Origin of the sequence: Cryobacterium sp. M96 (assembly GCF_002929845.1) — a bacterium.
Lineage (GTDB): Bacteria > Actinomycetota > Actinomycetes > Actinomycetales > Microbacteriaceae > Cryobacterium > Cryobacterium sandaracinum.
This window is the reverse complement of the sequence record NZ_PJJS01000046.1, coordinates 89,420-114,284: the sequence shown is the minus strand read 5'-3', so window position 1 is coordinate 114,284 and position 24,865 is coordinate 89,420. Positions and strand designations below refer to the sequence as shown.

The following is a 24,865-nucleotide window of genomic DNA, read 5'->3' as shown; positions in this document are numbered from 1 at the left end:
CCAATTTGATCACCTTCCATGATGGTTGGTGGCCCTATTTTCAGTTGGCGTTTCTGGCCCTGTTTTCAGTTGGCGTTAACACAAATTGAAAGGCTCGCGCCAGCGGTCGAAGCGCTTTTCGACGCGACAGCGCGGTTGCCCTCGCAATTCATAGCCAGACATTCCTGGCAGGTGGGCGCGGCGAGCTTCTTCGTGGCCTACTTTGCTGGCTTAGTTTGGTCAGAGCTGGAGTCTGAACAGCCCAACGGCGATCACCTCCGCGCAGCTGGCAGTGACATCAGCGAGTTCGACGCGAGTTCGCGGCACACGCGAGTTTTCACGACAGTCAGGAGCCGTGGATCAAATGGGCCTTCTCGAGGCGCTTCATGCGGGTTGATTACAAAGAGCAAGCGGAGGCCGTAATTGCCAAACACGGCCTCGAACTATCCAAGGAGCGCTCACGCCGGGCGGAGGGGTGACGAATCCTTTAATGAGCAGGGTCTGAGACCCTTGCGTGTCAGTGCCAAGAAGATCGAGCTTGAACCCTATCTGGCAGGGTTTCTGTGGAGTTTGGAGATAAATGGCGGCGCCCTGTGAAGCTCGATGTCGCATTATCGGGCTTCGAGTCGTCTTACATCTCATGTGTTTCGACACACCGAGGTTACGAGACACCCCACACATGAATCTGACTGCATTTGGCGAATTGGGCGGTGCCTAGTGTCTCAAGGGTTGCCGGACGCAATCTCACCGCTGCCCTCATCACCTTGGTGAGCAGCAATGCTGCCGCGTCATGACCGCATCACCAGCCCTAACGGCGTGTGATTTCCGACCCCTGTTGTTGCTACCGCTCCGGGTCACCCCATGGGTAGGCTCGGCTCATGACCTCTGGAGCGGTAGTCAACACGTCGTCGCTCGGCAATGCCGTGCGGTTCGTCGACGTGCCCACCTCGCTGCCAATGAAGATCGGGATCTGGGGCCTTGCAATCATCGCGATCGGGTTCATCGCCGTGGTCCTCAGCGACCTGTTGGTTGGCGCAGATGGCCAGTTCGCCGATCGAATGTCGTTCCAACAAACAGGCCGGATCGGGCTGGTGGGGCTTGGAGTGCTTGTCGCCCTGATTTTCTTGGGCACCGCCGTATTCCAGCGCGCCAAGTTGCGAGCGGCAAAGGCGCTTCGACCCGACGCCTTTGTCTTCATGACGCAGCGCACCCCGGCACTCATCGACGCCCTGAAGACGATTGGGACCGACCGACCGCGACTGCGCCAGCACTTCGTGGTCACGCTCGGACCGAAAGGAATCGAGCTTTGGGGCCGCGGACGAACCGATGTCCCTCGAATGGCCCTGCCCTGGAACGACATTGATTACGCCCATCCCGGCCGACACATGGTCGAAATAGGAAATATCAGCGTCGCGGTTCTGGCCCTCCGCATTTTTCAGACTGTCGATGGGCGCCGGCTAGATCTACCGTTTCCGATTTTCGGTCCGCAAGGCATCAATCGCGCAGGAACTCATGATGCCAACAAGGTGCTCGATGCCTGCTCCCGCTATACGAGCATCGCCTGACCGACCGCAGCGACCTGAATCAGTCGCGGTTCCCGACAACAAATTCGGTAAACGAAAACATCAGCCAGTGCCCCGCTAGACGTTCCTTCGTGACACCCAACCTGGCAGGCCGAAATCGTTGAGTTTTCGACCCGAAGCCGCGGCGTTTCTGGTCTGCTGGAGACTAAGCGCTCGGGTTTGCCGATGCGTACCATCGGCAGGCTCCTAGAACGCGTCGGGTGCGACCGTCTTCGCGCCGACTTGCAGGGCCAGCGCCTCGAGTACGTGCGCGGGGGTCGTGGCGGCCTGGAGGGCGTCGCGGAAGGTGGGCTTTATCAGGGCGCGGGATAGCTGGGCGAGTACCTTCAGGTGCTCGGTTCCGGCCTCCGCCTCCGGGACGGCGATCATGAAGATCAGCGTGGCCTTGGAGCCGTCGGCTGAGTTCCAGTCGATGCCTTGCGTGCTGCGGGCGAAGGCGAGTACCGGGGCGGTTACACCGTCCGACTTTGCGTGGGGGATCGCGATGCCGTCGCCGATGCCCGTCGTGCCGTGCTTCTCGCGGGCGAGGGCGGCCTGGGTCACCAGGGTCTCGTCGGTGACGCGGCCGGTCTTGCTCATCAGGCCGGCGAGGGTGCTGATCATCGCATCCCGGTCGGTCTCTTCGACGTCGAGCACGATCGTGCGTTCGTCGATATAGTCGAGCACCGTCTTCTTCGCCGGGGGCATAGGCGACGATTCGGACTCGGACGCGACCGAGCCGATCGTGCCGGCATCCGCGTCCGATGGGCCCGTGGGCGCGGGGACAGGACCGGAAGCCCCGGCGGCGGTGCCCGTGGCCGCACCCGTCGCTGCAGCGTGGCGGGTCGACTTGCGCCCGGAAATGCCGAGCAGCAGCACCGAAACGAGGGCGGTGACGACGGCGCCGGTGAGCAAGGCCGCGAAGTACATCGGCACCCCGGAGACCGCACCGAAGACGGCGACGATTGGGCCACCGTGCGGTACGGAGTTGGTGACCCCGAACAGGGCGGCAATGCCTCCGGCCATGGCGCCACCGATCATGTTCGCCGGGATGACCTGCAGCGGCTTGGCCGCGGCGAGCGGAATCGCGCCCTCGGTGATGCCGAAGAATCCCAGGAACAGTGCGGCGATGCCGGCTTCACGCTCTGGTTTGGAAAAGTAGCGGCCGCGGATCAGGGTGGCCAAGCCCATCCCGAGCGGCGGGACGGCGATCGCGGCGGCGACCATGCCCATCGGGGCTGAGTTCCCCTCCGCGATCAATGCTCCACCAAAGAGGAATGCGGTCTTGTTGATCGGGCCGCCCATGTCGAAGGCGACCATGGCGCCGAGAATCAGGCCAAGCACGATCGCGCTGCCACCCTGCAGGCCGGTGAGGAACGTGGTCATGCTGGAGAAGACCCAGCTGATCGGCTGGCCGAGGGCGAGCACGAAGGCGCCGCCGACGATCACGGTGGTGAGCACGGGGATCACGAGGATCGGCATGATCGGCTTGATAAAGCGGTGCACGGGAATTTTCTTGATGCCGAGGGCGACGAAGCCGACCAGGAAACCGGTGATGATGCCGCCAATAAAGCCGGCGCCTGATTCGGAATTGTAGAAGGCCCCGGTCGTGGCGATCCAGCCACAGATCATGCCCGGTGCGAGCCCGGGTCGGTCGGCGATGGCGTAGGCGATGAAGCCAGAGAGGATCGGCACCATCAGGGTGAAACCGAGTCCGCCGATCTGGTTGAGCGTCAGCCAGAAACTGCCCTCCGGGATGACGAGCCCATTCGGGGTCGCCTCGCCGCCGAAGGAGAGCGAGATGGCGATCAGGAGCCCGCCGACCACAACGAACGGGATCATGTACGACACGCCGTTCATCAGTGCGCGGTACAGGGTGCTTCCGAAGTCGGCCTTGCCGCTGCTCGAGGGCGTGGCGTCCCGGCTGGAACTGTCGCCGACGGTGGACGGCTCGGCGGCGAGGGCTTCCCGGATCAGGGCGGCGGGGCGGTGAATGCCGTCGGCGACCCCGACGGAGACGATCCGCTTGCCCACGAAGCGCGAGGCATCGATCTTGGTGTCGGCCGCGATCACGATTGCGTCCGAACGGTCGATGTCGTCCTGGCTGAAGGTGCCTTCGACGCCGACCGAGCCGTGCGTCTCGACCTTCATCTCGTAGCCCAACTCAGCCGCTGCGCTCTCGAGCTTCTCGGCCGCCATGTAGGTGTGCGCTATGCCCGTGGGGCAGGCGGTGATCCCGAGAATCAAGAGTCTCGGTGGCACCGTGCTCGCTTCGAAGAGAGGTTGGGACATGGCTAAGCCGTCCTTCCGGGGCGAGGCCGACCGGAACTTCCGCGGACACCACAGCCCAAGTTCATAAGTTTAGCTAAGTTTATCACTGCCCCGAAAGTGGGTGCCTGCCTTAGCCCTTTGACCGGATGGAGCCCCTGAGGGCGAGTGCGTCCGTCGCAATCCGGGCCATCGACACGACGTCGCGCATCCATTGGCCCTGACCCCGCCGGCAGGCTTCACGCCAGGGGCCAGGGTGGAGTAGTCAGGCGATTATCGATCGCGTGCGGGCGTCTCCAACTCGGCCGGTTCCGGCGTTACCCGCAGGCCGCCTGGTGTGTTTGACAGACGCACCAATTCCTCGACCCAAGCACGGTTTAGGAGAGGTTCCCTATTGCCGAAAAAATCGAATTGAAGCGGAATCGTTGGGTGGATCCAAATGGTGCTGTGACCGTGTCCTGATGCCGCCGAGTATTCCCACGAAAACGTGAAACTTTCCCCTCGGCGTACCTTGGACAAAATGACGATCTTGAGGTGAGCGAGCACCCGGTCGTCGAAATCGACGGTGATCGACGGAGTCCCGTAGATAAATTTACCCATGAATGCTCCCAAGTCCGTTGTCGATTTCGTTAGCGACAAGGTTAAAGTCTTTGGCCGTCCGACCAGCGTCGCCTGTGGTTTCGACGGTGCCGGTAATACCGATCATCGGCATTTCAGGTAACGGGAAACGCGTCGCCTCATCTTCCTCCGTCATCCCTTCGACGTCGACATCGACGACGTCGAATTGACTGGTTGGGCTGAGAATTAGCGTGTGCACGGATGTCTCGTCGTTCTCGTCGAGCACGGTGACATCCACAGCCACACTATTGTCGCTTTCGGCCACTGAGGTGACGTAGTCGAGAAGCGTTGATGTGATGCTGTTGCTCGTGACAATGGAGCCGCCGATATATGTTATGCGCTTCATGCGGTGATGCTAGCTGATTGTTGTGCCCCGCGCACGCCGATGGTCCACCGGCGCAGGCCAGCGGGAGAAGGCTGGCCTCGCGAAAGGCTGCCCCGACGCCGGCGGGCCCTGGCGATTCCCGCGAGTGAAGGTTGGAGCCGTGCGGCGCTCCAGTCCATCCACAGGGCCGCTACTGACTGACGCGGTGGGCGAGTCACGCCAAGCTGTTTCGACTTTCGAGGATTGCTAGTTGTCATCACTGACAAGCGATGGACAGCAAGATCAGGATTATGACATGTAGATCAGGAACCTACAGGGTGTCAGGCGCCCGGCACCATATCGGCGAAGCGGGAGTAGTGGCCGTGGAACGCGACCGTGACGGTGCGCGTGGGGCCGTTACGGTGCTTGGCGACGATCAGGTCCGCCTCGCCGGCGCGCGGATTGTCCTTCTCGTACGCGCTCTCGCGGTGCAGCAGGATGACCATGTCGGCGTCCTGCTCGAGCGAACCGGACTCGCGCAGGTCTGAGATGGCCGGCATCTTGTCCGCGCGCTGTTCGGGACCACGGTTGAGCTGGGAGAGGGCGATGACGGGAACCTGTAGCTCCTTGGCCATCAACTTGAGCGCGCGGGAGAATTCACTGACCTCCTGCTGGCGCGACTCGACCTTCTTGCCCGACGTCATCAGCTGCAGGTAGTCGATGATGACCATCTTGAGGCCGACCCGTTGCTTCAGCCGGCGGCACTTGGCCCGGATCTCGACCAGGGTCATGTTGGGGCTGTCGTCGATGTAGAGCGGGGCGTCGTTGATGCGACCGCGGGTGGCGGCAATGGTGGTCCAGTCGCGCGCGTCGACGGCGCCCTTGCGCATGCTCTGCAAGGGCACGGATGCTTCGGCCGCGAGCAGACGCATCGCGATTTCGCTGCGGCCCATTTCCAGGGAGAAGAAAATGCTGGGCATGTCGTGCTTGATGGAGGCTGCCCGGGCGAAGTCGAGGGCGAGCGTGGACTTACCCAGCGCCGGACGCGCCGCCACGATGATCAGCTGGCCGGGATGGAAGCCGTTGGTGAGCTCGTCCATATCGGCGAAGCCGGTGGGAACACCGGTCATCTGACCGTCTTTGAGCTTGGCAGCCTCGATCTCCTCGATCGCGGCTGTGACCGCGTCGGTCAGCGGCACATAGTCTTCGGTTTCGCTGCCACCCGTGACGGCATAGACCTCGGCCTGGGCGGTATTGACCAGATCCAGCACCTCGCCCTCACCGGAGTAACCCATCTGGGCGATGCGGGTGCCGACCTCGACGAGGCGCCGGAGGAGAGCGCGTTCGGCGACGATCGAAGAGTAGAAACCGGCGTTGGCCGCGGTCGGCACGAGGCTCGTGAGCGTGTGCAGGTAGTCCGCGCCGCCGGCCCGGGACAGCTCGCCGAGCTTGGTGAGCTCGTCGGTGACGGCGATAACGTCGGTCGGCTCGCCCTGCGCGTAGAGCGACAGGATCGCGTCGAAGATGATCTCGTGCTTGGGGATGTAAAAGTCTGCGGCGCGCACGGTCTCGACGACGTCGGCGACGGCATCCTTGCTCAGCATCATGCCGCCGAGCGCGCTCTGCTCGGCCAGGAGGTCGTGCGGGAGCGTGCGCTCGGTGTGCCGGGCTTCCAGTCCGCCGCGTGAGTCTGCCCCGCGCTTGTCCGCCAGACCCAAGTGAGAGATCGACACTCGTGCCTCCTTTACTCGTGGTGCAGTTCTATCAGGGCCCACCGACATCGCTGCCGGGCACTGTGCACACCTCGATTGCGGCCGCGTGCCCACCATACGGACCCGGCTCGGCAGAGAACAAACTGCCCTGTGGATAAGCCTGTGGAGAATCTGGGCGAAACGCCGCGTGTCTTGTGCACAAGCTGTGGAATCAACTGTGGACAACTTAAGTTTTTTATCACATAAATGCAGCTTGATCGGGTATTAATTCTATTCACAATGTGGTGTGGAAAACCTATCTAAAGTACGTGTTGAATCTTGTCGAGGTGTGGGAAAACCTGTGTACAGCGCCTCATGTTCTGGGACTAAAATCACCCCCGATTGGGTGTGTGACATCGCTTAAACAGGTGTGGCGGTGGGTTCCTTTCGGAACCCACCGCCACACGGGTGTAAAGCTGTAGAGCCTACTTGGCAGCTACCACCAGCAGTGTGATGGTCGCACTCAGTTCGTCACGAAGACGAACCGTTGCCTGGTGTTCACCCGTCATCTTGATCGGGCTGAGCTCGATTTTGCGCCTGTCGAGGGCACCGAGACCCGCTGCGGCAACTGCATCCGCAACATCCGTGGTCTTGACGGAGCCGAAAAGGCGTCCGCCTTCGCCGGCCTTGACGACCAGCTTGACCTTGGCGTTCTCGAGTGCAGCCTTGAGAGCCTGCGCCTCTTCGAGGGTGGCGTGCTCGCGGGCTACGCGAGCGGCCTTGATCTGCTGAATCTGCTTCTCGCCACCGCGAGTCCAGGAAACAGCAAATCCCTGCGGGTAGAGGTAGTTGCGGGCGTACCCGTTCTTGACCTCGACGATGTCACCGGGTGCACCGAGGCCGGAGACCTCGTGCGTCAGAATGATTTTTGACATGAGGTGTCCTACCTGCCTGAACCGGCGTAGGGCAGCAGCGCCATTTCGCGAGCGTTCTTGACGGCGCGGGCGATAAGACGCTGCTCCTGAACGGAAACACCGGTGATACGACGGGCGCGGATCTTTCCACGCTCGGAGATGAACTTGCGGAGGGTGGGGACATCTTTGTAATCGATGACACCAACCCGGATCGACTTCGCGGGAGCGGCATTCTTGCCACCCTTAGCACCGCGGAGCGGCTTGCGGCGGTCGCCGCTCGACTTTCCAGCCATGATTTCCTTACTTTCTCAAAGAAGTGTTTTTCAGCCAACAGCCTGTAAGGCTCGGCTTAGAAGGGTGTCTCGTCGCTGAAGTTTCCCGGAGTGTTCCAGACATCTCCACCGGTGTTCGCGGCGGGGGCGCTGGCAGCCCAGGGCTCGTCGTTCGAGGCAACGGCAGGTGAGCCACCGCCTCGAGGAGAAGACGATGACTGCGCGCGAGTGAGCTGAGCGGTGGCGTATTTCAGCGAAGGACCGATTTCATCGATCTCGAGCTCCATGCTCGTTCGCTTCTCGCCTTCCTTCGTCTCATACGAACGCTGCTTGAGACGCCCGGAAGCGATGACACGGGTACCCTTGGTCAGTGAACCAGCTACGTGCTCGGCGAATTCACGCCAAACGCTCGCGCGCAGGAAGAGCGACTCGCCATCTTTCCACTCACTGGTCGCGCGATCGAAATTGCGCGGAGTGGATGCGATGGTGAAGTTGGCAACCGCCAGCCCGTTCTGCGTGTACCGCAGCTCCGGGTCGCTGGTCAGGTTGCCCACCACGGTAATTACGGTCTCGCCGGCCACGGGCTACTTGTCGCTTGCCTTGTCGGCGGACGCGGCCGGCGCGGGAGCAACAGCTTCTGCCGTGGCAGGAGCGTTGACAACCGGGGCTTCGACCTTAGCCGGAGCAGCCTTGACCGCGGCGGCAGCAGCTGCCGATGCGGGCTTCACGGACGCGGCGACCTTGGCGGTCGGGGCGGCAGCAGCGGCTTCAGCCTTCGCAGCGATTACCTTCGGGTTGGCTGCCTTGCGGGCGGCCTTCTCGGCGGCGAGCTTGCTCGCGACGGCGACCTGGGCAATGCCTTCTTCTGCGCGAAGCACTTTGGTGCGCATGACGGCTTCCGACAGCTTCAGCTGGCGGTCGAGCTCGGCCGTGGCAGAAGCGTTGGCGGTGAAGTCGACAACGGCGTAGATGCCTTCGGACTTCTTGTTGATCTCGTAAGCGAGACGGCGGCGACCCCAAACGTCAACCTTGTCAATGGTTCCACCATCGTTGCGAACAACGTTGAGGAACTTGTCAAGGCTGGGAGCTACGGTGCGCTCATCGATCTCGGGATCGAGGATAACCATCAACTCGTACTGATGCATGACTAACCCACCTCCTTCGGACTAAACGGCTGCAGAATCTCTGCAGCAGGAGGGTTGTGCATGTGTTGTAAGCGGAGGCCGGGAATCCGGCGCACAGACAGCCTGCCAAGGCTACCGGAAACGGCGGCCCTCCGCCACCGCCTCCGCCCGTTCACCCGTTTGGCGCCCTCGTCGCCGCCGAGTCCGTCAACGCTGTCGCGAGTATCGCCAACTGTGCCGACCATCGCCGTTCTATCGGAGATTCTGGGCACGAACGGCGACGGTCGCTTCACCTGTTGGGGCATTTCCCTGGTTCGGGACGCAGTCCGGCGGCGAGCAGGAGCCGTTTCAGGCTCTCCCGGCGCAGCGCTACGGCCCAGATCCAGCGCGCCATTCCGTGCCCCGTCCCGCGAAGCCGGTCCCCGCGAAGTTTTTCTGACCACACGGCTTCTTCACTGGTACGCCCATTCATGAAGGCGTCCCGCGTGTACTTGACTTTTCCGTCGAATTCGCCGAGGAGGCGAAGTGTGCGGTTCCCCTGTTTCTGAACCCACCGGAAGTCCGTGAAGTCTTCCTGCCCGTCCTCGTGCACGAAGGACACCTTCAATTCGGGGGGCGGGAATCCGCACAGGTGAATCTGTCCTCGGCTGAGGGACTCGCCCACCGAACCGGATCGACTGTCGCAGAAGACAATGGCGATCCGAGCGGCTCGTGCCCCACGGGTTGGTCCGTCGGAGTCGAGTCGATCAAGCAGAATGTCGCGGTCGATCCCGAGCGCAGCCATGCCGTTCGGCAGGATGAATTTAGGTTTCGTTCCGTAATCGAGCGTGGCGACTGCCGACAGGAATCCTGCCGTTCGTGCAACATCGATCAGCGTACGCAGCAGACCCGTGACCAGCATCCCTTCGATCTCCACGACGTGTTCGTCGGGCAATCGGTCGTGATGCCAGGTGACCCCGTTCTTCGAATGCACGCCGGTTTTACCGGCAGCCATGAGGTGGACCTCGTCGGGCCATCTGCCGACGATGGGCAGTCCCCACAAAACAGCAGCCGATTCATAAGAGTAGACGGGCTGGGACTTTCTGGTGGCCTCCACGGCGCGCATACGCAAGAAGTACCGATCACGATCGCTGATGGTGTCCCAGCCGGTCGCGTCAACGGCAACGCCACGTCGTAGGCGAACGGCTTGACCGGATCCGACCAGCCGTTGAACAGGACGCCCATCGCTGCCGAGAAACCGAGCGTCACGACCGAGATACAAAGGCCGCCAGTCATGCGGGGAGTTGAGATTCATAGCGCCATGCTGGTGGTGCGGCCTACTGGCTCCGATCGCAAGGGCGGCTCCTGTGGCCAAGATCGGCGGCGGAGGTCCTGTGAGAGGGATGGTGACACATCCGCTCGCGAAGTGCCACCGGGTCTCGACGCTCGCCGTTTGTGCCGAGAGTCGTCACCCGTGCGGCGACTCTCGGCACAAACGGCGAGCCTCGGCGAATAGAGGGGCCGGAAGGCGCCGGGAGGGCCTACTGTGCGCGCTCGGCCCACCAGGCGATAAGGCGGCGGGTGGCCTCGTCTTCGCCGAGCGGCCCATCATCCAGCCGCTGCTCGAGCAGGTACCGGTAGGCCTCGCCGACGTCACGGCCCGGACCCACTCCGAGGACGGCCATGATCTGCTCACCGTCGAGATCGGGGCGCACCGCCGCCATCTCTTCCTGTTCGTTCAGCTCCTCGATGCGCTGTTCCAGGTCGTCGTAGGCGAAGCCGAGCCGGTCCGCCTTGCGGCGGTTACGGGTGGTGACGTCCGCACGAGTCAAGATGTGCAGTCGTTCGAGCTGGTCCCCCGCGTCCCGCACGTAGCGCCGCACCGCGGAGTCCGTCCAGGCACCCTCGGTGTAGCCGAAAAAACGCAGGTGCAGTTCGATCAGGCGTGCCACGGCGGCGGTCGTGTCGTTGTCGAAACGGAGGGCTCGTAGCCGCTTCTTCGCCAGCTTCGCGCCGACCAGGTCGTGGTGGTGGAAACTGACCACGCCGCCCGGCTCGAGCTTGCGAGTCGCGGGCTTGCCGATGTCGTGCAGCAGCGCCGCCAGGCGCACAATCAGGTCGGGGCCGTCGAAGCTGCCGCGGGACTTCTCGTAGCCGATGGCCTGGTCCAGCACCGTCAGGGTGTGCTGGTAGACATCCTTGTGGTGGTGGTGCTCGTCGACTTCGAGGCGCAGGGCGGGGATCTCCGGCAGCACCCGGCTGCAGAGCCCGGAGTCCACCAGCAGCTCGAGCCCGGCATGCGGGTTGTCCGCACACAGCAGCTTCGAGAGCTCGTCGCCGATGCGTTCGGCCGAGATATTACGAATGCGGTCCGCCATCGCTTCCATCGCTTCCGCGGTGTCGGCGTGGAGGGCGAATCCGAGCTGGGCGGCGAACCGGGCCGCCCGCATCATGCGCAGCGGGTCGTCGCCGAACGAGATCTCCGGGGAAATCGGCGTGCGCAGAACGCCGGCCAGGAGGTCGTCGATGCCGTTCGCGGGGTCGACCAGAGTCAGCCCCGGAAGGCGCAGAGCCAGTGCGTTCACCGTGAAATCGCGGCGTAGCAGGTCATCCTCCAGGCGGTGGCCGAAAACCACCTCGGGCTTGCGCGTCTGGCCGTCGTAGCTCTCCGACCGGTAAGTCGTGATCTCCACCTTTTCGCCGGCGATTTGGGCGCCGATTGTTCCGAAGGCGCGGCCGATATCCCAGTGGGCATCCGAGATTGGCTTCACGAGGTGCAGGATTTGGTCCGGCGTGGCATCCGTCGTGAAATCGAGGTCGTTGAACGGCCGGTCGAGGAAGGCGTCGCGGACCGGTCCGCCGACGAGGGCCAGTTCGTGTCCAGCCGTCTGGAACGCGGTCGCCAATCGGGAAACGGTCGGGGTGGCAGCCAGGTCGCCCAGCCGCTTGAGGGCTGTCGCAACGCTTTGCATGACCCCATGTTAGTTGCTGGAGCTACGCCGGCTGCCCCGGTGCGGCGTTACCCCCGCGTCGAAGCCGTAGAATCCCCTACATGGTGGCCGAGTCTGTTCTCAAGCGTCGGCCCGCGCTCCCCGGAGCGATGCGCGGCCTCTGGTCACGCACGAAGAGGCCGATCGGCGCCGTTCTGATCGGCCTACTGGCCGGGGTTCTGCCGGTCGCCTCCGCCGGTCTGCCCGCATCCGCAACCGCGTCTGAAATCACATCTGCATCTGCCCCAGCGGCCCCGACAGCGAAGACCATCGCCGCCGTAACGGCCAATGCGGTGAACCTGCGCGTGTCGCCCGCGACACTGGCGCCCCTCCAGGCTGGCCAGGACCTCACGGTCACTGTCACCGTCGAGAACGCGACCCTTGACACCATCTCACCGGGCACCATCAACCTCTTCCTCGCGGAACGGGCACTGATCAACCGCAACGCCCTCAACAGCTGGCTGGATCCGGAGAAGAACAGCAAACCCGGCGATCTCATGCTGAGCGAGCCCACGATGGCGTCCATTCAGCCGGACAGCACCGAGATCTTCACCTTGACCGTGCCGGCCGGCTCCGTGGGCCTCACCAGCGGCAACGCGTGGGGTGCCCGCGGCATTGCCGCCACCCTGAGTACAGACGACATGGTGCGGGCAGAGGGCAGAGGCACCTTCGTCTGGTATTCCGACGAAGAGGTCACCCCCGTCAACATGTCGGTGATCATGCCGATCACCGTCCCCGCGCAGTCGACGGGCCTGATTACGTCAAAGGCACTGGAAACGTTTACGGCGCCGACCGGTGTTCTGAGCCGCCAGCTCGACGGCGTCGTCGGCCGCCCGGTCACCATTGCCATCGACCCGCTGATCATTGTTTCCATCCGAATCCTCGGTTCGGCGGCACCGCCCAGCGCAATCGCGTGGCTGAACCGGCTGGACGAGGCTCCGAACGATATATTCCCGCTCAGCTATGCCGATGCCGACCTTGCCCTGCAGGCTCAAGCCGGCGCCGGGCCGCTGCTGACGCCCACCACGTTCGGCCAGGCGATCGACCCTGCCTTGTTCGCCGCGACGGACCAGTCCGCGACGCCGAACTCCGACCCTGCCCTCCCGCCTGGCACCGAGACACCGGCGCCGTCAACGGACCAGCCCGCACCCCCCAGCGATGGCAGACCACCCACCACGGAAGAGTTGCTTGCTTGGGAATATAGCGCCACTGACATCGGCTGGCCGGCCGAGGGTGACGTTGCGAGTGCAGACCTGGACGTATTCGCGGCCAGTGGCCTCAACACAACCATTTTGGGCGGATCGAACGCATCCGGGGCCGCCGGCGACTTCACCCCGAATGCATCCCTTGATCTCGGCACCGGCCACGGTTTGGGTCTGGTCGTCGATGATTCGTTGGCCGCCGCCCTGCGCACCGCCGCGGCCGCGACAACGGATGACGCGTGGCGCGAAGCCATGTCCCAGGTCAGCTCGCAGCTGGCGGTCGTCTCGGCCGAGCGCCCCGGAACCGCGCGCACCCTCCTGGCCACTTTCGACCGCGGGTGGCCGCCCAACGCGGACCGACTCACCGAGACCATCGACGCGCTGGCCGGGTTGCGGTGGTACGCGCCGTCCACCCTGCCGGAGGTGCGGGCATCCGTTCCAGCCGAAGAGGTCGAGTTTGACAGCCAGGCCGAGCCGGAGGATCGCGTGGCCCTGGCCGCCGAGCTCTTCGAGGCCGAGAAGACAATCACCGACTTTTCCTCCGTACTGTCCGACCCGACGATCGTCACAGGCACGCAGCGCCTGGACCTGATGGCTCTGCTATCCAATTCCTGGGCATCCCAGGAGGCCAGTTGGGCGGATGCCGTCGGCACCAGCCTCGCGAACTCCTCGGCGCTTGTGGGCTCCATCACGGTCGCGACCAAGGGCCCCATCAACGTGGTCGGCAGCCAGGTCGACATTCCGGTGACCCTGGACAACGCCCTGAGCCAGGCCGTGACGGTGATGGTGCAGGTCGTTCCCTCCAACGGGCGCCTCCTGGTCGGCGAGGCGGTGGAGTCCACCATCGAAGCCCAATCCGCCCGCACCGTGACCATCCCGGTGACGGCCGCAGTGGGAAACGGCGCCGTCACCCTGCGCGTGACCCTGCTCACTCCGGCGGGAACGGTCATCTCGCAGCCCGCCCTCATCCCGATCAACGTGCGCGCAGACTGGGAAGGCCTCGGATCCCTCCTGTTCGCCGCGTTCGTGGTGCTGTTCTTCGGGTTCGGGGTGTGGCGCAACATTCTGCGACGCCGACGGGAACGTGCCGAAACTGAGACTGCGGACGCCCCCGAGCCAGAGGCAGAACCGGCCACAGTCCCTGAAGCCGAAGCACCCCCAGAAGAAGATCCCGAATCCGGGGGCGCCGGCGCTGCGCCCGGCCCGCTGACCCCCGCCAGCGCGGCCGATGCCCCGACGGAGCCCCGTGCCTAAGACCGACAGCATCGGCCGGGCGAGCGCGTTCCTCGCCTCCGGAACCATTGCTTCTCGCATCCTCGGCTTCGTGAAGCTGATTGTGCTGGCGGGGGTGATCGGCCAGGTCGGTCAGAGCACCAACGCCTTCGCCGTGGCGAATCAGCTTCCGAACACGGTCTACGTCATCGTGGCCGGTGGGGTGCTGACGGCCGTCCTGGTGCCGCAGATCGTGCGCGCCAGCCTGCACGCCGACGGTGGCACGGCGTACATCAACAAACTCCTCACGCTGGCCCTGGTCATCCTCGCCGCGACCACCATCGCAGCGACCGCGCTTGCTCCGCTGTTGACCCTGCTCTACGGGTCCAACATGAAGCCGGAATCGCTGGCCCTCGCCACGGCGTTCGCCTTCTGGTGCCTGCCACAAATCTTTTTCTACGGCCTGTATACGGTTCTCGGAGAGGTTCTGAACGCCCGCAAGTCCTTCGGCCCGTTCACCTGGGTTCCCGTGCTCAACAACGTCGTGGCCATCGCGGGCCTACTCACCTTCTCGGCGTTCTACGGAGCCGACCCGAACGGGACCCGGCTGGCCACCGAGTTCACGCCCGCGATGATCGCCGTCCTCGCCGGGAGCGCCACGCTCGGCGTCGTGCTGCAGGCCGTCGTGCTGTTCTATTTCTGGCACCGCATCGGTCTGCGCTTCCGCCCCGACTTCCGCTTCCGCGGCGTCGGGCTCGGCGTGGCCGGCCGGATGGCGAGCTGGACCTTCGGGATGCTCCTGCTGACCACCCTGGCCGGCGTCGTCGAAACCCGGGTGGTCACCCTCGCCGGCGACTCCGACGCCTCGGTCGCCGCACTCAACACGGCCTGGCTCATCTTCATGCTCCCGCATTCGGTGATCACCGTCTCAGTCACCACCGCCTACTTCACCCGGATGAGCGAGCACGCCTCGGTGGGCAAGCTGGCCCTGGTCAGAACGGATGCCTCCTCCGCCATCCGCGGCACCACCCTGATCATCGTGCTCGCCTCCGCCGTCATCGCGGTCTGCGCCTACCCGTTCGCCCGGGTCTTCGTCGCCCCCTACGAACAGGTGCAGAGCATCGGCAACGTCATCGTCGCCTACGTGCTCGGCCTCGTTGCGTTCTGCGTCCTGTTCGTCGTACAACGCACCTTCTACGCGCTCGGTGACACCCGTACGCCGTTCTACTTCACCCTGTTCCAGGTGACGCTGGTCATCATCGGCGTCCTTGCCTGCTCGCTCCTGCCCAGCGCCTGGATCGCCGCGGGCGTCGCGCTCACGGTCACCGTGTCCGGCATTGCGCAGGCCCTGCTGGCGGCAGGGCTGCTCCGTGGGCGCCTCGGCGGCATCGACGGGCGGCGCATCCTGCGCAGCCTCGTGAAGTACCTAGTCGCCGCCGTGCCCGCGATCACGGCCGGCGTTCTCCTCCTGCTCGTGTTTGGTGGCACCCAGGAGGCTGGATTCGCCCTGTCCGGGAAGCTCCAGGCCGTTCTCACCATGATCGTCATCGGCCTCGCCATGTCAGGCGTCTACTTCGGCCTGCTGCTGCTCATGCGCACCGCTGAGCTGCGCGGCTTCATCGACCCGGTGATCGACCGCATCCGTCGTCGTTGACCGGTCCCCAGCCGGCGTGGAATAGCATCCGATTAGGATGTGTTGTATCCGGAAGCGAGGCAATCGAGATCGCTGCCCCCACAATCTGAAGGAGTCTACGCGTGCGTCAGATCATCATCATAGGCTCCGGACCGGCCGGTTTCACGGCCGCGATCTATGCCGCCCGGGCGAACCTGAAGCCGCTTCTGATCGCCAGTTCGGTCGAGGCCGGCGGCGAACTGATGAACACAACCGAGGTGGAGAACTACCCGGGCTTCCCCGACGGCATCCAGGGACCGGAACTGATGTCCAAGATGCAGGAGCAGGCCGAGCGGTTCGGCACCGAGGTCGTCTATGACGACGTCACCGAGCTCGAGCTTTCCGGCGACACCAAGACCATCACGCTGGGCAGCGGCGAGAAGCACGAAGCCCTCTCCGTGATTTTTGCCACGGGTTCCGCCTACCGCAAGCTGGGCCTGGACGACGAAGAGCGCCTGTCCGGCCGCGGCGTGTCCTGGTGCGCCACCTGCGACGGCTTCTTCTTCAAGGAGAAGACGATCGCCGTGATCGGAGGCGGCGACTCCGCAATGGAAGAGGCCACCTTCCTCACCCGCTTCGCCAGCAAGGTCTACGTCGTGCACCGCAAGGACACCCTGCGGGCCTCCAAAATCATGCAGGAGCGTGCGTTCGCCAACCCCAAGATTGAATTCCTCTGGAATTCCCAGGTCGTCGGCATCACCGGCACGGATGCCGTCGACGGCTTGGTCCTGCGCAACACCGTGTCGGGTGATGAAACCTTGCTCCCCCTCGGCGGAATCTTCGTGGCCATCGGCAACGACCCGCGCACGCACCTCGTGCACACCAAGCTCGATTTGACCCCGGAGGGCACCATCGCCGTCGCCGGTCGCAGCTCGAAAACCAGCCAGACCGGTGTTTTCGCCGCCGGGGACGTGATCGACCCGACCTATCGCCAGGCGGTGACCGCAGCGGCATCCGGAACCGTCGCCGCACTCGACGCGGAGCACTACCTGGCCTCGCTTCCCGAGAACCTGCTGGCCAGCGCCGGCGAACCCGCACTCGCGTAACCCCTCACCGAAGTCACATAACCCTCAATCAAGGAGTAACCACATGTCTGCACGCGCCGTCACCGACGTCACCTTCGACCAGGAAGTCATCAACAACGAAAAAACCGTTCTGGTGGACTTCTGGGCGGAATGGTGTGGCCCGTGTCGCGCCGTCAGCCCGATCCTCGACCAGATTGCCAGCGAGAACGCTGACAAGCTCGACATCGTCAAGCTGAACGTCGACGACTTCCCGGCGCTGGCCGCCAAGTACCAGATCACCTCCATCCCGGCGATGAAGGTGTTCCAGAAGGGCGAGGTCGTCAAGACCGTCATCGGCGCCAAGCCGAAGGTCGCCCTTGAGAAAGATTTGGCCGCCTACCTGGCCTAACCGTCCCTGCCTCTACCGAGGCACTGACCCGTCCGGCTCACGCCGGGCGGGTTTTTCGGGATTCGGGCCGGATGGTACCGACCGCATACGATTGAAACCTCACCAGATCGGAAGTGACGTGACAGCGAAGCGCTCCCCCCAGACCGGCAACAACCTCGACCCGTGGTACCACCACTACGCCGAGCGAGCCGCGGGGTTGCGCGCCTCCGAGGTCAGGGCTCTCTTCGCGGTGGCCTCCCGCCCCGAAGTCGTCTCACTGGCCGGCGGTATGCCCTACGTGGCCGCCCTACCGCCCGACCTGGTTATCAACGCCATGGACCGGGTCATGCGCCAGCAGGGCCCCGTCGCTCTCCAATACGGCTCTGGTCAGGGCGTTCCCGTTCTGAGGGAGCAGATACTCGAGGTGATGGGGCTTGAAGGCATCCGTGCGCACGCCGACGATGTCGTCGTGACAACGGGGTCGCAACATGCCCTCGAATTGGTCAGTAAACTTTTTCTCGACCCGGGTGACGTGGTGCTCTCGGAGGGCCCCAGCTACGTCACGGCCATGGTCATCTTCAAGTCGTATCAGGCCGAGGTAGAACACGTGCCCATGGACGAGCACGGCCTGATCCCTGAAGCGCTCCGCCAGCACATCCAGCGCCTCAAGGCCGCCGGCAAGACCATCAAGTTCCTGTATACGATCCCGAACTTCCACAACCCGGCCGGAGTGACCCTGAGCTGGGCCCGTCGCCTCGAGATCCTCGAGATCGCCCGGGCGAACGACATCCTGGTGTTGGAAGATAACCCCTACGGACTGCTCTACTTCGACCAGCCGGCACCGGATGCGATGCGCTCGCTCGAAGAGGACGGAGTCGTCTACCTAGGCACGTTTTCCAAGACCCTCGCCCCGGGCTTCCGGGTCGGTTGGGCGCTGGCCCCGCACGCCATCCGGGAGAAACTGGTGCTTGCCAACGAGGCCGCGGTGCTCTCCCCCAGCTCGTTCAGCCAGCTGGTGATTTCCGAGTACCTGGCGACGTCCGATTGGAAGGGCCAGATCAACACCTTCCGCGGGGTCTACCACGAGCGAAAGAACGCACTGCTGGACGCCCTGGAAGAGTACCTGCCCGGCCTCACCTGGACCAATCCGAACGGAGGGTTCTACGTCTGGGTCACTCTTCCAGAGGGACTGGACTCCAAGGCCATGCTGCCGCGGGCGGTCAAGGAACTCGTGGCGTACACGCCCGGCACCGCCTTCTTCGCCGACGGCGACGGGCGGCGCAACATGCGCCTCTCGTTCTGCTACCCGACGCCGGATCACATCCGGGTCGGAATCCGTCGCCTCGCATCCGTCCTCCGTGATGAGCTCGACCTGCTCGAGACCTTCGCCGGCACCGGTTCCCTGAACCCGTTGCGCGCAGAAGGCCGCTTCAACTCCCCACCCCCCGACATTTCGTAGTTCGTCTCCGTCGGTATCCACACCAGCCAAAGCAAGGAAAAACCCTGACCATGAGCGATTTTTTGGCACTTGACATCGTTGTTCTCGCGGGCGGGATCTCGCACGAGCGGGACATCTCACTGCGCTCGGGTCGCCGGGTCGCGGATGCACTGACGAGCTTGGGCCATACCGTCACCGTTCTGGACCCGCAGGCCGGCCTGCTCGCCGATCTGACCATCCGGAAACCCGATGTGATCTGGCCGGTCGTGCACGGCGCCACCGGTGAGGACGGTGCACTCCTGGCCCTGCTGGAGACCACCGGGATACCCCACGTGGGCTCGCTAGCTGGACCGGCCCGTCTGGCCTGGTCGAAGCCGATCGCCAAGGAGCTCGTGCGCCGGGCCGGCTACGCCACCCCCGACGCAATCGCTCTGTCCACCGAAACGTTCCGCGATCTCGGTGCCGCCAGCGTCCTCGAGCACCTCCTGACGGCCATGCCCACGCCGCTCGTGGTGAAACCGGCCGAGGGTGGCTCGGCCCAGGGGGTCAACATCATCGACTCCCCCGCCGGACTGCCGCGTGCCATGGTCGACGCCTACACCTACGCCACGGTCGCCCTGGTGGAGGAGAAGGTCGAGGGTTGCGAACTCGCGGTCACGGTCATCGACATCGGAGACGGCCCCATTGCACTGCCCGCCGTGGAGATCGTACCCATTGACGGCGTCTACAGCTTCGAGGCCCGCTACAACGCGGGAGAGACGCTGTTCTACACACCGGCCCGGATCCACGCGGAGATTGCGGAACTGGTGGCACAAACCGCGGTCGCCATCCATGAACTGCTCGGCCTGCGCCACATCTCCCGCATCGACCTGATCGTGGACTCGGATGGCGTTCCCTGGTTCCTGGAAGCGAACGTGCTTCCGGGTCTGACCGAGACATCCCTGGTGCCCCAGTGCATCGAGGCTTCCGGTCAGTCTCTCGGCGCCGTCTACGACGCCCTCGCCCGAGCCGCCATCGCCGGCTCGTAGTCCGCGCCGTGGGCCGTGTTTCACGTGAAACATGGTTCTGTCGCCACTCGAGCCCGTCGGTGGACGAACTCATCGAGATCACGCCGACCAGCCCCCCCCTCACGCTGGTGAAGGCTATCGAGCACCCACCCCGCTCCCACACCGCCCGCCCTGCCGGCATGGACGCCTTGCCCCCCGTACCTGCCCGAATGCCCGGACGGCACCGACGTCGTTGGCTGCACCTGGAAGTTAGGTCGCAGACTCTTTCATTACACCGTCGGAGATGGTGACGAGTACACACGCACCCGACGCTCGGTGTCGCTCCTCTGCGTCGATGAACACTACTTGATCGACGATGCTCTCGCGAGGGACAGCCCCGGCCACACTTGCCACCGTCCGCTCACCGACCGTCATCCGCGGGATCCAACGTTTCACGTGAAACGCTCACGACACATCCACTCGCTGACCGCAGTAGACGCTAAACCACCGAGTCTCCACGTACGAACCGGCCCGAGAACAACCACGGGTGAGCAAGCTCGGACTGACTGGCCCTCTCCCCTACCCCTCCCCTTTGGCAGTGTGGCGCCTTCGCGGATTCGACGGATGTGACGCAAGCTAACGGAATGAGACCAGACCGCAGACGAACCGCCGTGCCTCCAGGGAGTCGGCACTCCGCGCGCAAGGCAGGACATTCTCACCGTTCCGCCGCACCGTGTGCCCGGGATTAGGCGCAATCCAGACAGGCAACATCGCGACCATATCGGCCTAGGTGGCGGATCGAACTCGCGACTGTGACAGATGCCATGCCGTGGGCGGATGCATCCGCTGACGATCCCCGATCTCACGAACACACTCATTTCGGCGGTCGATCCTGTCAAGACCGGAATGGGAACCGGCGCAGGTGCGCGGAGGTGTCGACGCTGCGGAACTGCTCCAGGGTCGAACTTTTAGAGACCAGATCCGAACCCGGCATGTGTTTCACGTGAAACATGACCATGTCGGGACGGGGAAACGATATTCTTCGCCCACGCAGTGCCCCGGAACCCGTTCGCATGGCGACCCGCCCGATCTGGACGTCGTGTCTTCGGGTCTGCCTGTCGGGGTTCTTGCGCTCGACGCGGTTGGATTTCGGCAATATCGATCAGGGACGAGGGGATGCCGATACTGCCTCACCCAGGTCCTGCTGGGTTTGCGCAGCGCACGGGGCAGGCGACTCCCCGTCGTGTTGCACAAACGGCAGGACCAAACCCACGAGCCGTGGGGAACAAGTCATCAGTTGACGGGGGCCGAGGGTCGCTCCAGTGATTGACCTCACCCGCGCAACACTCATGATTTACCAGGTTGACCCGCGTCATGCTCGGTCACGCGGAAGGACCCGAGGAGCCCGGCACGTGACGAACCCGACCACCGAAGCGGATCGACGAGAACCAGTCCCGCCACGCTTGACCACCGGAACGGGACGGGGGGCGACGGTCGTCGAGCCTGTCGCAACCTGTGCACACTGGATCGCTCCATTCTCTGCAGGCAAGAATCTGACCGCGGATGCCGCCTGCTCACTCGAAATGAGCGCCGTGACTCAAGCCGTGAATCCAGGGTGGGCTGGTCAGTGCGCTTCTTGAGTGCACGATCTCTGAAACGCAGAATTTAGGCCTCATAAGGGCCGTAACGCGGATTTCTGTTCTGCCACCTGAATGCTTAGGTTGCTTCCTGATGACGTCTAATGTGCAGTTCATGGCTGATTTGATCGCCCCGGAGACTCAGCTGGCGATGACCGGAGGTCGGTTTGACGAATCGCAGGCCCGCATGCGCGGGAGGACCAGCGTATCTGGATGGACGTGCGACCAAGATGTCGGGTCGCGGGTCTCGGGTCGCGGGTCTCGACAGGCTCCACCACCGGAAAAGGTGAGGGGACAGAAGTCTGGACAGGCTCGAACACCGCGGCCCGGTTCGACGCACGGGTGAGGGCCGATGCTCATGTTTCACGTGAAACACTAATGGGGTGGGCGGGTGTCGACCCACTCGACCACGGGGTGATCGGTCACCGGCCGGTCGACCACCGAGCGGTCGATCAGCGGGGCGCTCGACACTCGGGTGAGGCTAGCTGGCTCCGAAACCGGGTTCACCGAGGACGTCGAGAATGCGATTGAGATCACCGATCGTGGCAAAATCGACCATGATCTGGCCTTTTCTTGCGCCTAAATGGATCTTTACGCGGGTGTCGAGTCGGTCACCGAGGCGTTCCGCGATCTCGTCGAGGTGTCCCTGACGACGTCCGCCCGTTGGCTTGGCGGAATCGACACGTGGCTGCATCGCGGCCGCGGCCTCTGCTGCCCGCACGGAGAGATCCTCGTTGACGATTTTATCGGCCAGCTTGACCATGCCCGCCGGATCCCCGACGGAGAGGATCGCGCGCGCGTGCCCGGCGGACAGAACACCGGCGGCAACGCGCATCTGCACGGCCTCGGGGAGCTTCAACAAACGGATGGTGTTGGTGATCTGCGGCCGCGACCGACCGATCTTCTGTGCGAGCTCCTCCTGGGTGATGCCGAAATCGGCCAGCAACTGCTGGTAGGCGGACGCCTCCTCGAGCGGGTTCAGCTGTGCGCGATGCAGGTTCTCCAGCAGCGCGTCACGCAACATGTCGGCATCCGCCGTTTCACGGATGATCGCCGGAATGGTGGTCAGTCCGGCCACCTTCGTGGCACGAAGCCGACGCTCCCCCATCACTAGTTCGTATTTGCCGGGCTGCTCCACGATGGAACGAACCACGATGGGCTGCAGCACGCCGACTTCCTGGATGCTGTGTACCAGCTCGGCCAGGTCGGACTCATCGAAGGTGCTCCGCGGCTGGACGTGGTTCGGCACGATGTCGCTGGGATTGAGGTGCGCGAGCCGCGCACCCGGAACCGGGAGAAGTCCCTCGGTCTCGTCCGAGCGCACCGCATTGGTGTAGGGGAAGAACACATCGACTGGACGCGCCTGAGTCGGGTCGTCCTGAATGGGGATGAGTGCACCGATCCCCCGGCCAAGCCCAGTCCTTTTAGCCATTAGAGCGCGACTCCTGTCTTGGGGGCGCCCCGATGGGCGATCTCTGCTGCTGCTTCGAGGTATGAGAGTGATCCGGCAGAGTTGAGGTCGTAACTGATAACGCTCTGACCGTAGCTCGGCGCCTCAGAGACACGCACGGAACGCGGTATAAGGGTGTTCAGAACCTGCTTGGGGAAGTGTTCACGCACATCCTGGGCCACGTGGTTCGCCAGGTTGGTGCGGCTGTCGTACATCGTGAGCAGAATCGTGGACACCCCGAGATCCGGGTTCAAGTGCTTCTCGATCAATTCGATATTCTTAAGCAGCTGGCTGAGACCTTCGAGCGCGTAGTACTCACACTGAATCGGAATCAGCACCTCGCGGGCCGCGACAAACGCGTTGATCGTCAAGAGTCCCAGAGATGGGGGGCAGTCGATGAAAACGTAATCGTAGGGGTCATCCATCGTTTTCAGGTGCGATTCGAGGGCACGGTTGAGACGCTGCTCACGGGCGACCAAGGAGACGAGCTCTATTTCTGCACCCGCGAGGTGGATGGTGGCCGGCACACAGAACAGCGAGCCGAACTCCGGGCTGGTCTGAACGACCGCAGCCATTTCCTCGTCGTTGACGATGACATCGTAGACGCTGGGTGTTTCCGCGCGATGTTCGACGCCCAAGGCTGTAGACGCGTTGCCCTGGGGGTCCAAGTCGATCACCAGAACGCGAGCGCCCTGACGGGCCAGAGCGGCCGACAAGTTGACCGCGGTCGTGGTCTTGCCGACGCCACCCTTCTGGTTCGAGATGGTGATGACGCGCGTCTTCGCCGGCCTCGGCAGCGTCTCGGAGGCAATCCGCTGTCGGCGCCGCGTCAGGTCAGAAATCTCACGCGCAAGCGGGGTCGTATCGTCAAACACCGCGGCCGCCTTGCTTGATTGCTGGTCTCCACCAGGTTGTTTCACGTGAAACCTTCGCGATCGACGATTGATGAGCCACCCCCACAGGGACTCCGGTTGTACCTCAGCACTGATAAGAGCAGACACCAGGGACTAATCCACTGTAGCCCTTATGACTCGAGTCACATCCTGCAGCACGCCCTCGCCGAGGGTGATCACCTCGACATTGCTGAGCCGGAACTTACGGATGGCCTTCGCCGCGGCTTCGACCTCCGCCGCGGCGCCCGTGCCCTTCATCAGCACCAACTCACCGCCGGGATTCAGAAGGGGGGCCGTGAGAGGGATCAGGGTGCGGAAGGCACTGACCGCACGGGCGGTCACCTGGTCAAGCCGCCCGGGCAGCCGAACGTCTTCCGCCCGAGCCCGGAGTACGGTCGCATTGGTCAGGCCGAGCGCGGCCACTTGGCCGGTCAACCACGCGACCCGGCGCTCCATGGGCTCGATGAGTACGAACGTCACGTCCGGCCGGGCGATCGCCAGCACCAAGCCGGGTAACCCGGCCCCGGAACCGACATCGCCGACGAGTCCGGGTCGGAGCAGCGGCGCCACGATCGCACAGTTGAGGATATGTCGACTCCATAGCCGTGGTACTTCCACCGGGCCGATCAGGCCCAGTTCCTCGCCCTGCGCAGCCAGACTGGCCACGAAGGCGCGGGCACCGTCGATCTGGCCACCGAAGAGATCCGCGGCAACGGCTGGCTCCACCTCGAGAGTGTGAGTCACAATATTTCGATGTACTACGCGGCGGAGATGACCGTGTGACGGTCCCGGCCCTCGCCCTTGGACTCAGAGACGAAACCCGCTTCCGACACCAGGTCATGCACGAGCTTGCGCTCGTAGGAGGACATCGGCGGCAGTGATGCCTCGGCGGCACCTGCCTGGATGCGTTCCACGGCGCGGGACACCAGCGAGGCTAACTCGGCCTGCCGGGCGTCGCGCGAGCCGCCGATATCCAGGATCAACCGCGAGAAAGCCCCGGTCTTGTTCTGCACGGCCAGTCGCGTCAATTCCTGCAAGGCATTGACGGTTTCCGGCTTGGAGAGCAAACGCAGGTTTGCGACATCCGAGGAATTGACGGACAGGTATGCCCGCCCATTACGCGCGTCAATGTCGATGTCCCCGTCGAGGTCGCAGATATCGAGGAATTCCTCGATGTAGTCCGCGGCGATGTCCCCCTCCTGCTCGAGCTGGCCGAGCGTGGGGGAATCGTCCGCCGGTCCAGGTGCGGCGATCACGTCAGTGTTCTCAGTCACGTTGGGTC

Annotated in this window: 20 protein-coding genes and 1 pseudogene; 7 read left to right on the top strand and 14 right to left on the bottom strand. The window is 63.9% G+C overall.

Features of this window, described 5'->3' with window-relative positions; all coding sequences use genetic code 11:
- Positions 1 to 857 precede the first annotated feature (857 nt).
- Complete coding sequence (locus tag CXY79_RS08335; RefSeq protein WP_104100668.1) at positions 858 to 1,544, top strand: hypothetical protein; 687 nt, start codon at positions 858 to 860, stop codon at positions 1,542 to 1,544.
- A 204-nt stretch (positions 1,545 to 1,748) separates the two neighbouring features.
- Here CXY79_RS08335 and CXY79_RS08330 read toward each other — a convergent pair whose 3' ends face one another.
- The 10 genes and pseudogenes from CXY79_RS08330 to CXY79_RS08285 form a co-directional block, all read right to left on the bottom strand.
- On the bottom strand, positions 1,749 to 3,833 hold the full coding sequence (locus CXY79_RS08330) for a fructose-specific PTS transporter subunit EIIC (protein ID WP_104100667.1): 2,085 nt from the start codon (positions 3,831 to 3,833) through the stop codon (positions 1,749 to 1,751).
- A 249-nt stretch (positions 3,834 to 4,082) separates the two neighbouring features.
- Positions 4,083 to 4,409 carry an ATP-dependent DNA ligase gene (locus CXY79_RS08325; protein ID WP_104100666.1) on the bottom strand — a complete coding sequence of 109 codons (327 nt, stop codon included), beginning with the start codon at positions 4,407 to 4,409 and terminating at the stop codon, positions 4,083 to 4,085.
- Complete coding sequence (locus tag CXY79_RS08320) at positions 4,402 to 4,773, bottom strand: hypothetical protein (protein ID WP_104100665.1); 372 nt, start codon at positions 4,771 to 4,773, stop codon at positions 4,402 to 4,404. Before CXY79_RS08320 ends, CXY79_RS08325 begins: the two co-directional genes overlap by 8 nt.
- 299 nt (positions 4,774 to 5,072) lie before the next feature.
- Entirely contained in the window at positions 5,073 to 6,464 is a 1,392-nt protein-coding gene (gene dnaB, locus CXY79_RS08315) for a replicative DNA helicase (protein WP_104100664.1), read from the bottom strand.
- 443 nt (positions 6,465 to 6,907) lie between these two features.
- Positions 6,908 to 7,357, bottom strand: a complete 450-nt coding sequence (gene rplI / locus CXY79_RS08310) for a 50S ribosomal protein L9 (RefSeq protein ID WP_104100663.1) — start codon at positions 7,355 to 7,357, stop codon at positions 6,908 to 6,910.
- An 8-nt stretch (positions 7,358 to 7,365) separates the two neighbouring features.
- The gene (gene rpsR, locus CXY79_RS08305) at positions 7,366 to 7,629 is read right to left on the bottom strand and encodes a 30S ribosomal protein S18 (protein WP_035835236.1); all 264 of its coding nucleotides are present in this window, start codon (positions 7,627 to 7,629) and stop codon (positions 7,366 to 7,368) included.
- 56 nt (positions 7,630 to 7,685) lie between these two features.
- Positions 7,686 to 8,189 (bottom strand): single-stranded DNA-binding protein, encoded by a 504-nt coding sequence (locus CXY79_RS08300; RefSeq protein ID WP_104100662.1) that lies wholly within the window; start codon positions 8,187 to 8,189, stop codon positions 7,686 to 7,688.
- A 195-nt stretch (positions 8,190 to 8,384) separates the two neighbouring features.
- Positions 8,385 to 8,753 (bottom strand): annotated as a pseudogene (gene rpsF / locus CXY79_RS08295) (30S ribosomal protein S6); the annotation flags it as partial.
- Between the two features lie 268 nt (positions 8,754 to 9,021).
- Positions 9,022 to 10,026, bottom strand: a complete 1,005-nt coding sequence (locus CXY79_RS08290) for a hypothetical protein (protein WP_146068115.1) — start codon at positions 10,024 to 10,026, stop codon at positions 9,022 to 9,024.
- A 226-nt stretch (positions 10,027 to 10,252) separates the two neighbouring features.
- The gene (locus tag CXY79_RS08285) at positions 10,253 to 11,683 is read right to left on the bottom strand and encodes a CCA tRNA nucleotidyltransferase (RefSeq protein WP_104100659.1); all 1,431 of its coding nucleotides are present in this window, start codon (positions 11,681 to 11,683) and stop codon (positions 10,253 to 10,255) included.
- Positions 11,684 to 11,763: 80 nt separating this feature from the next.
- Between CXY79_RS08285 and CXY79_RS15955 the strand changes: the two genes are divergently transcribed.
- From CXY79_RS15955 to CXY79_RS08255, 6 genes are all read left to right on the top strand, one after another.
- Positions 11,764 to 14,157 (top strand): DUF6049 family protein, encoded by a 2,394-nt coding sequence (locus CXY79_RS15955; RefSeq protein ID WP_158250251.1) that lies wholly within the window; start codon positions 11,764 to 11,766, stop codon positions 14,155 to 14,157.
- Complete coding sequence (gene murJ / locus CXY79_RS08275; protein WP_369827957.1) at positions 14,150 to 15,769, top strand: murein biosynthesis integral membrane protein MurJ; 1,620 nt, start codon at positions 14,150 to 14,152, stop codon at positions 15,767 to 15,769. Before CXY79_RS15955 ends, murJ begins: the two co-directional genes overlap by 8 nt.
- A 101-nt stretch (positions 15,770 to 15,870) precedes the next feature.
- The gene (trxB, locus tag CXY79_RS08270) at positions 15,871 to 16,833 is read left to right on the top strand and encodes a thioredoxin-disulfide reductase (protein WP_104100657.1); all 963 of its coding nucleotides are present in this window, start codon (positions 15,871 to 15,873) and stop codon (positions 16,831 to 16,833) included.
- 43 nt (positions 16,834 to 16,876) lie between these two features.
- A complete protein-coding gene (trxA, locus tag CXY79_RS08265; protein WP_104100656.1) occupies positions 16,877 to 17,200 on the top strand; it encodes a thioredoxin in 324 nt (107 codons plus the stop codon).
- A 118-nt stretch (positions 17,201 to 17,318) separates the two neighbouring features.
- Positions 17,319 to 18,638: a PLP-dependent aminotransferase family protein gene (locus CXY79_RS08260; RefSeq protein ID WP_104100655.1), complete on the top strand. Its 1,320-nt coding sequence runs from the start codon at positions 17,319 to 17,321 to the stop codon at positions 18,636 to 18,638.
- A gap of 50 nt (positions 18,639 to 18,688) precedes the next feature.
- On the top strand, positions 18,689 to 19,645 hold the full coding sequence (locus CXY79_RS08255; protein ID WP_104100654.1) for an ATP-grasp domain-containing protein: 957 nt from the start codon (positions 18,689 to 18,691) through the stop codon (positions 19,643 to 19,645).
- A gap of 2,076 nt (positions 19,646 to 21,721) precedes the next feature.
- Here the strand turns inward: CXY79_RS08255 and CXY79_RS08250 are convergent.
- From CXY79_RS08250 to CXY79_RS08235, 4 genes are all read right to left on the bottom strand, one after another.
- On the bottom strand, positions 21,722 to 22,672 hold the full coding sequence (locus CXY79_RS08250; RefSeq protein WP_104100653.1) for a ParB/RepB/Spo0J family partition protein: 951 nt from the start codon (positions 22,670 to 22,672) through the stop codon (positions 21,722 to 21,724).
- Complete coding sequence (locus CXY79_RS08245) at positions 22,672 to 23,610, bottom strand: ParA family protein (protein WP_304466194.1); 939 nt, start codon at positions 23,608 to 23,610, stop codon at positions 22,672 to 22,674. Before CXY79_RS08245 ends, CXY79_RS08250 begins: the two co-directional genes overlap by 1 nt.
- Positions 23,611 to 23,697: 87 nt before the next feature.
- On the bottom strand, positions 23,698 to 24,330 hold the full coding sequence (gene rsmG, locus CXY79_RS08240) for a 16S rRNA (guanine(527)-N(7))-methyltransferase RsmG (RefSeq protein ID WP_104100651.1): 633 nt from the start codon (positions 24,328 to 24,330) through the stop codon (positions 23,698 to 23,700).
- Between the two features lie 11 nt (positions 24,331 to 24,341).
- A complete protein-coding gene (locus CXY79_RS08235) occupies positions 24,342 to 24,857 on the bottom strand; it encodes a R3H domain-containing nucleic acid-binding protein (RefSeq protein ID WP_104100650.1) in 516 nt (171 codons plus the stop codon).
- Between the last annotated feature and the right edge of the window lie 8 nt (positions 24,858 to 24,865).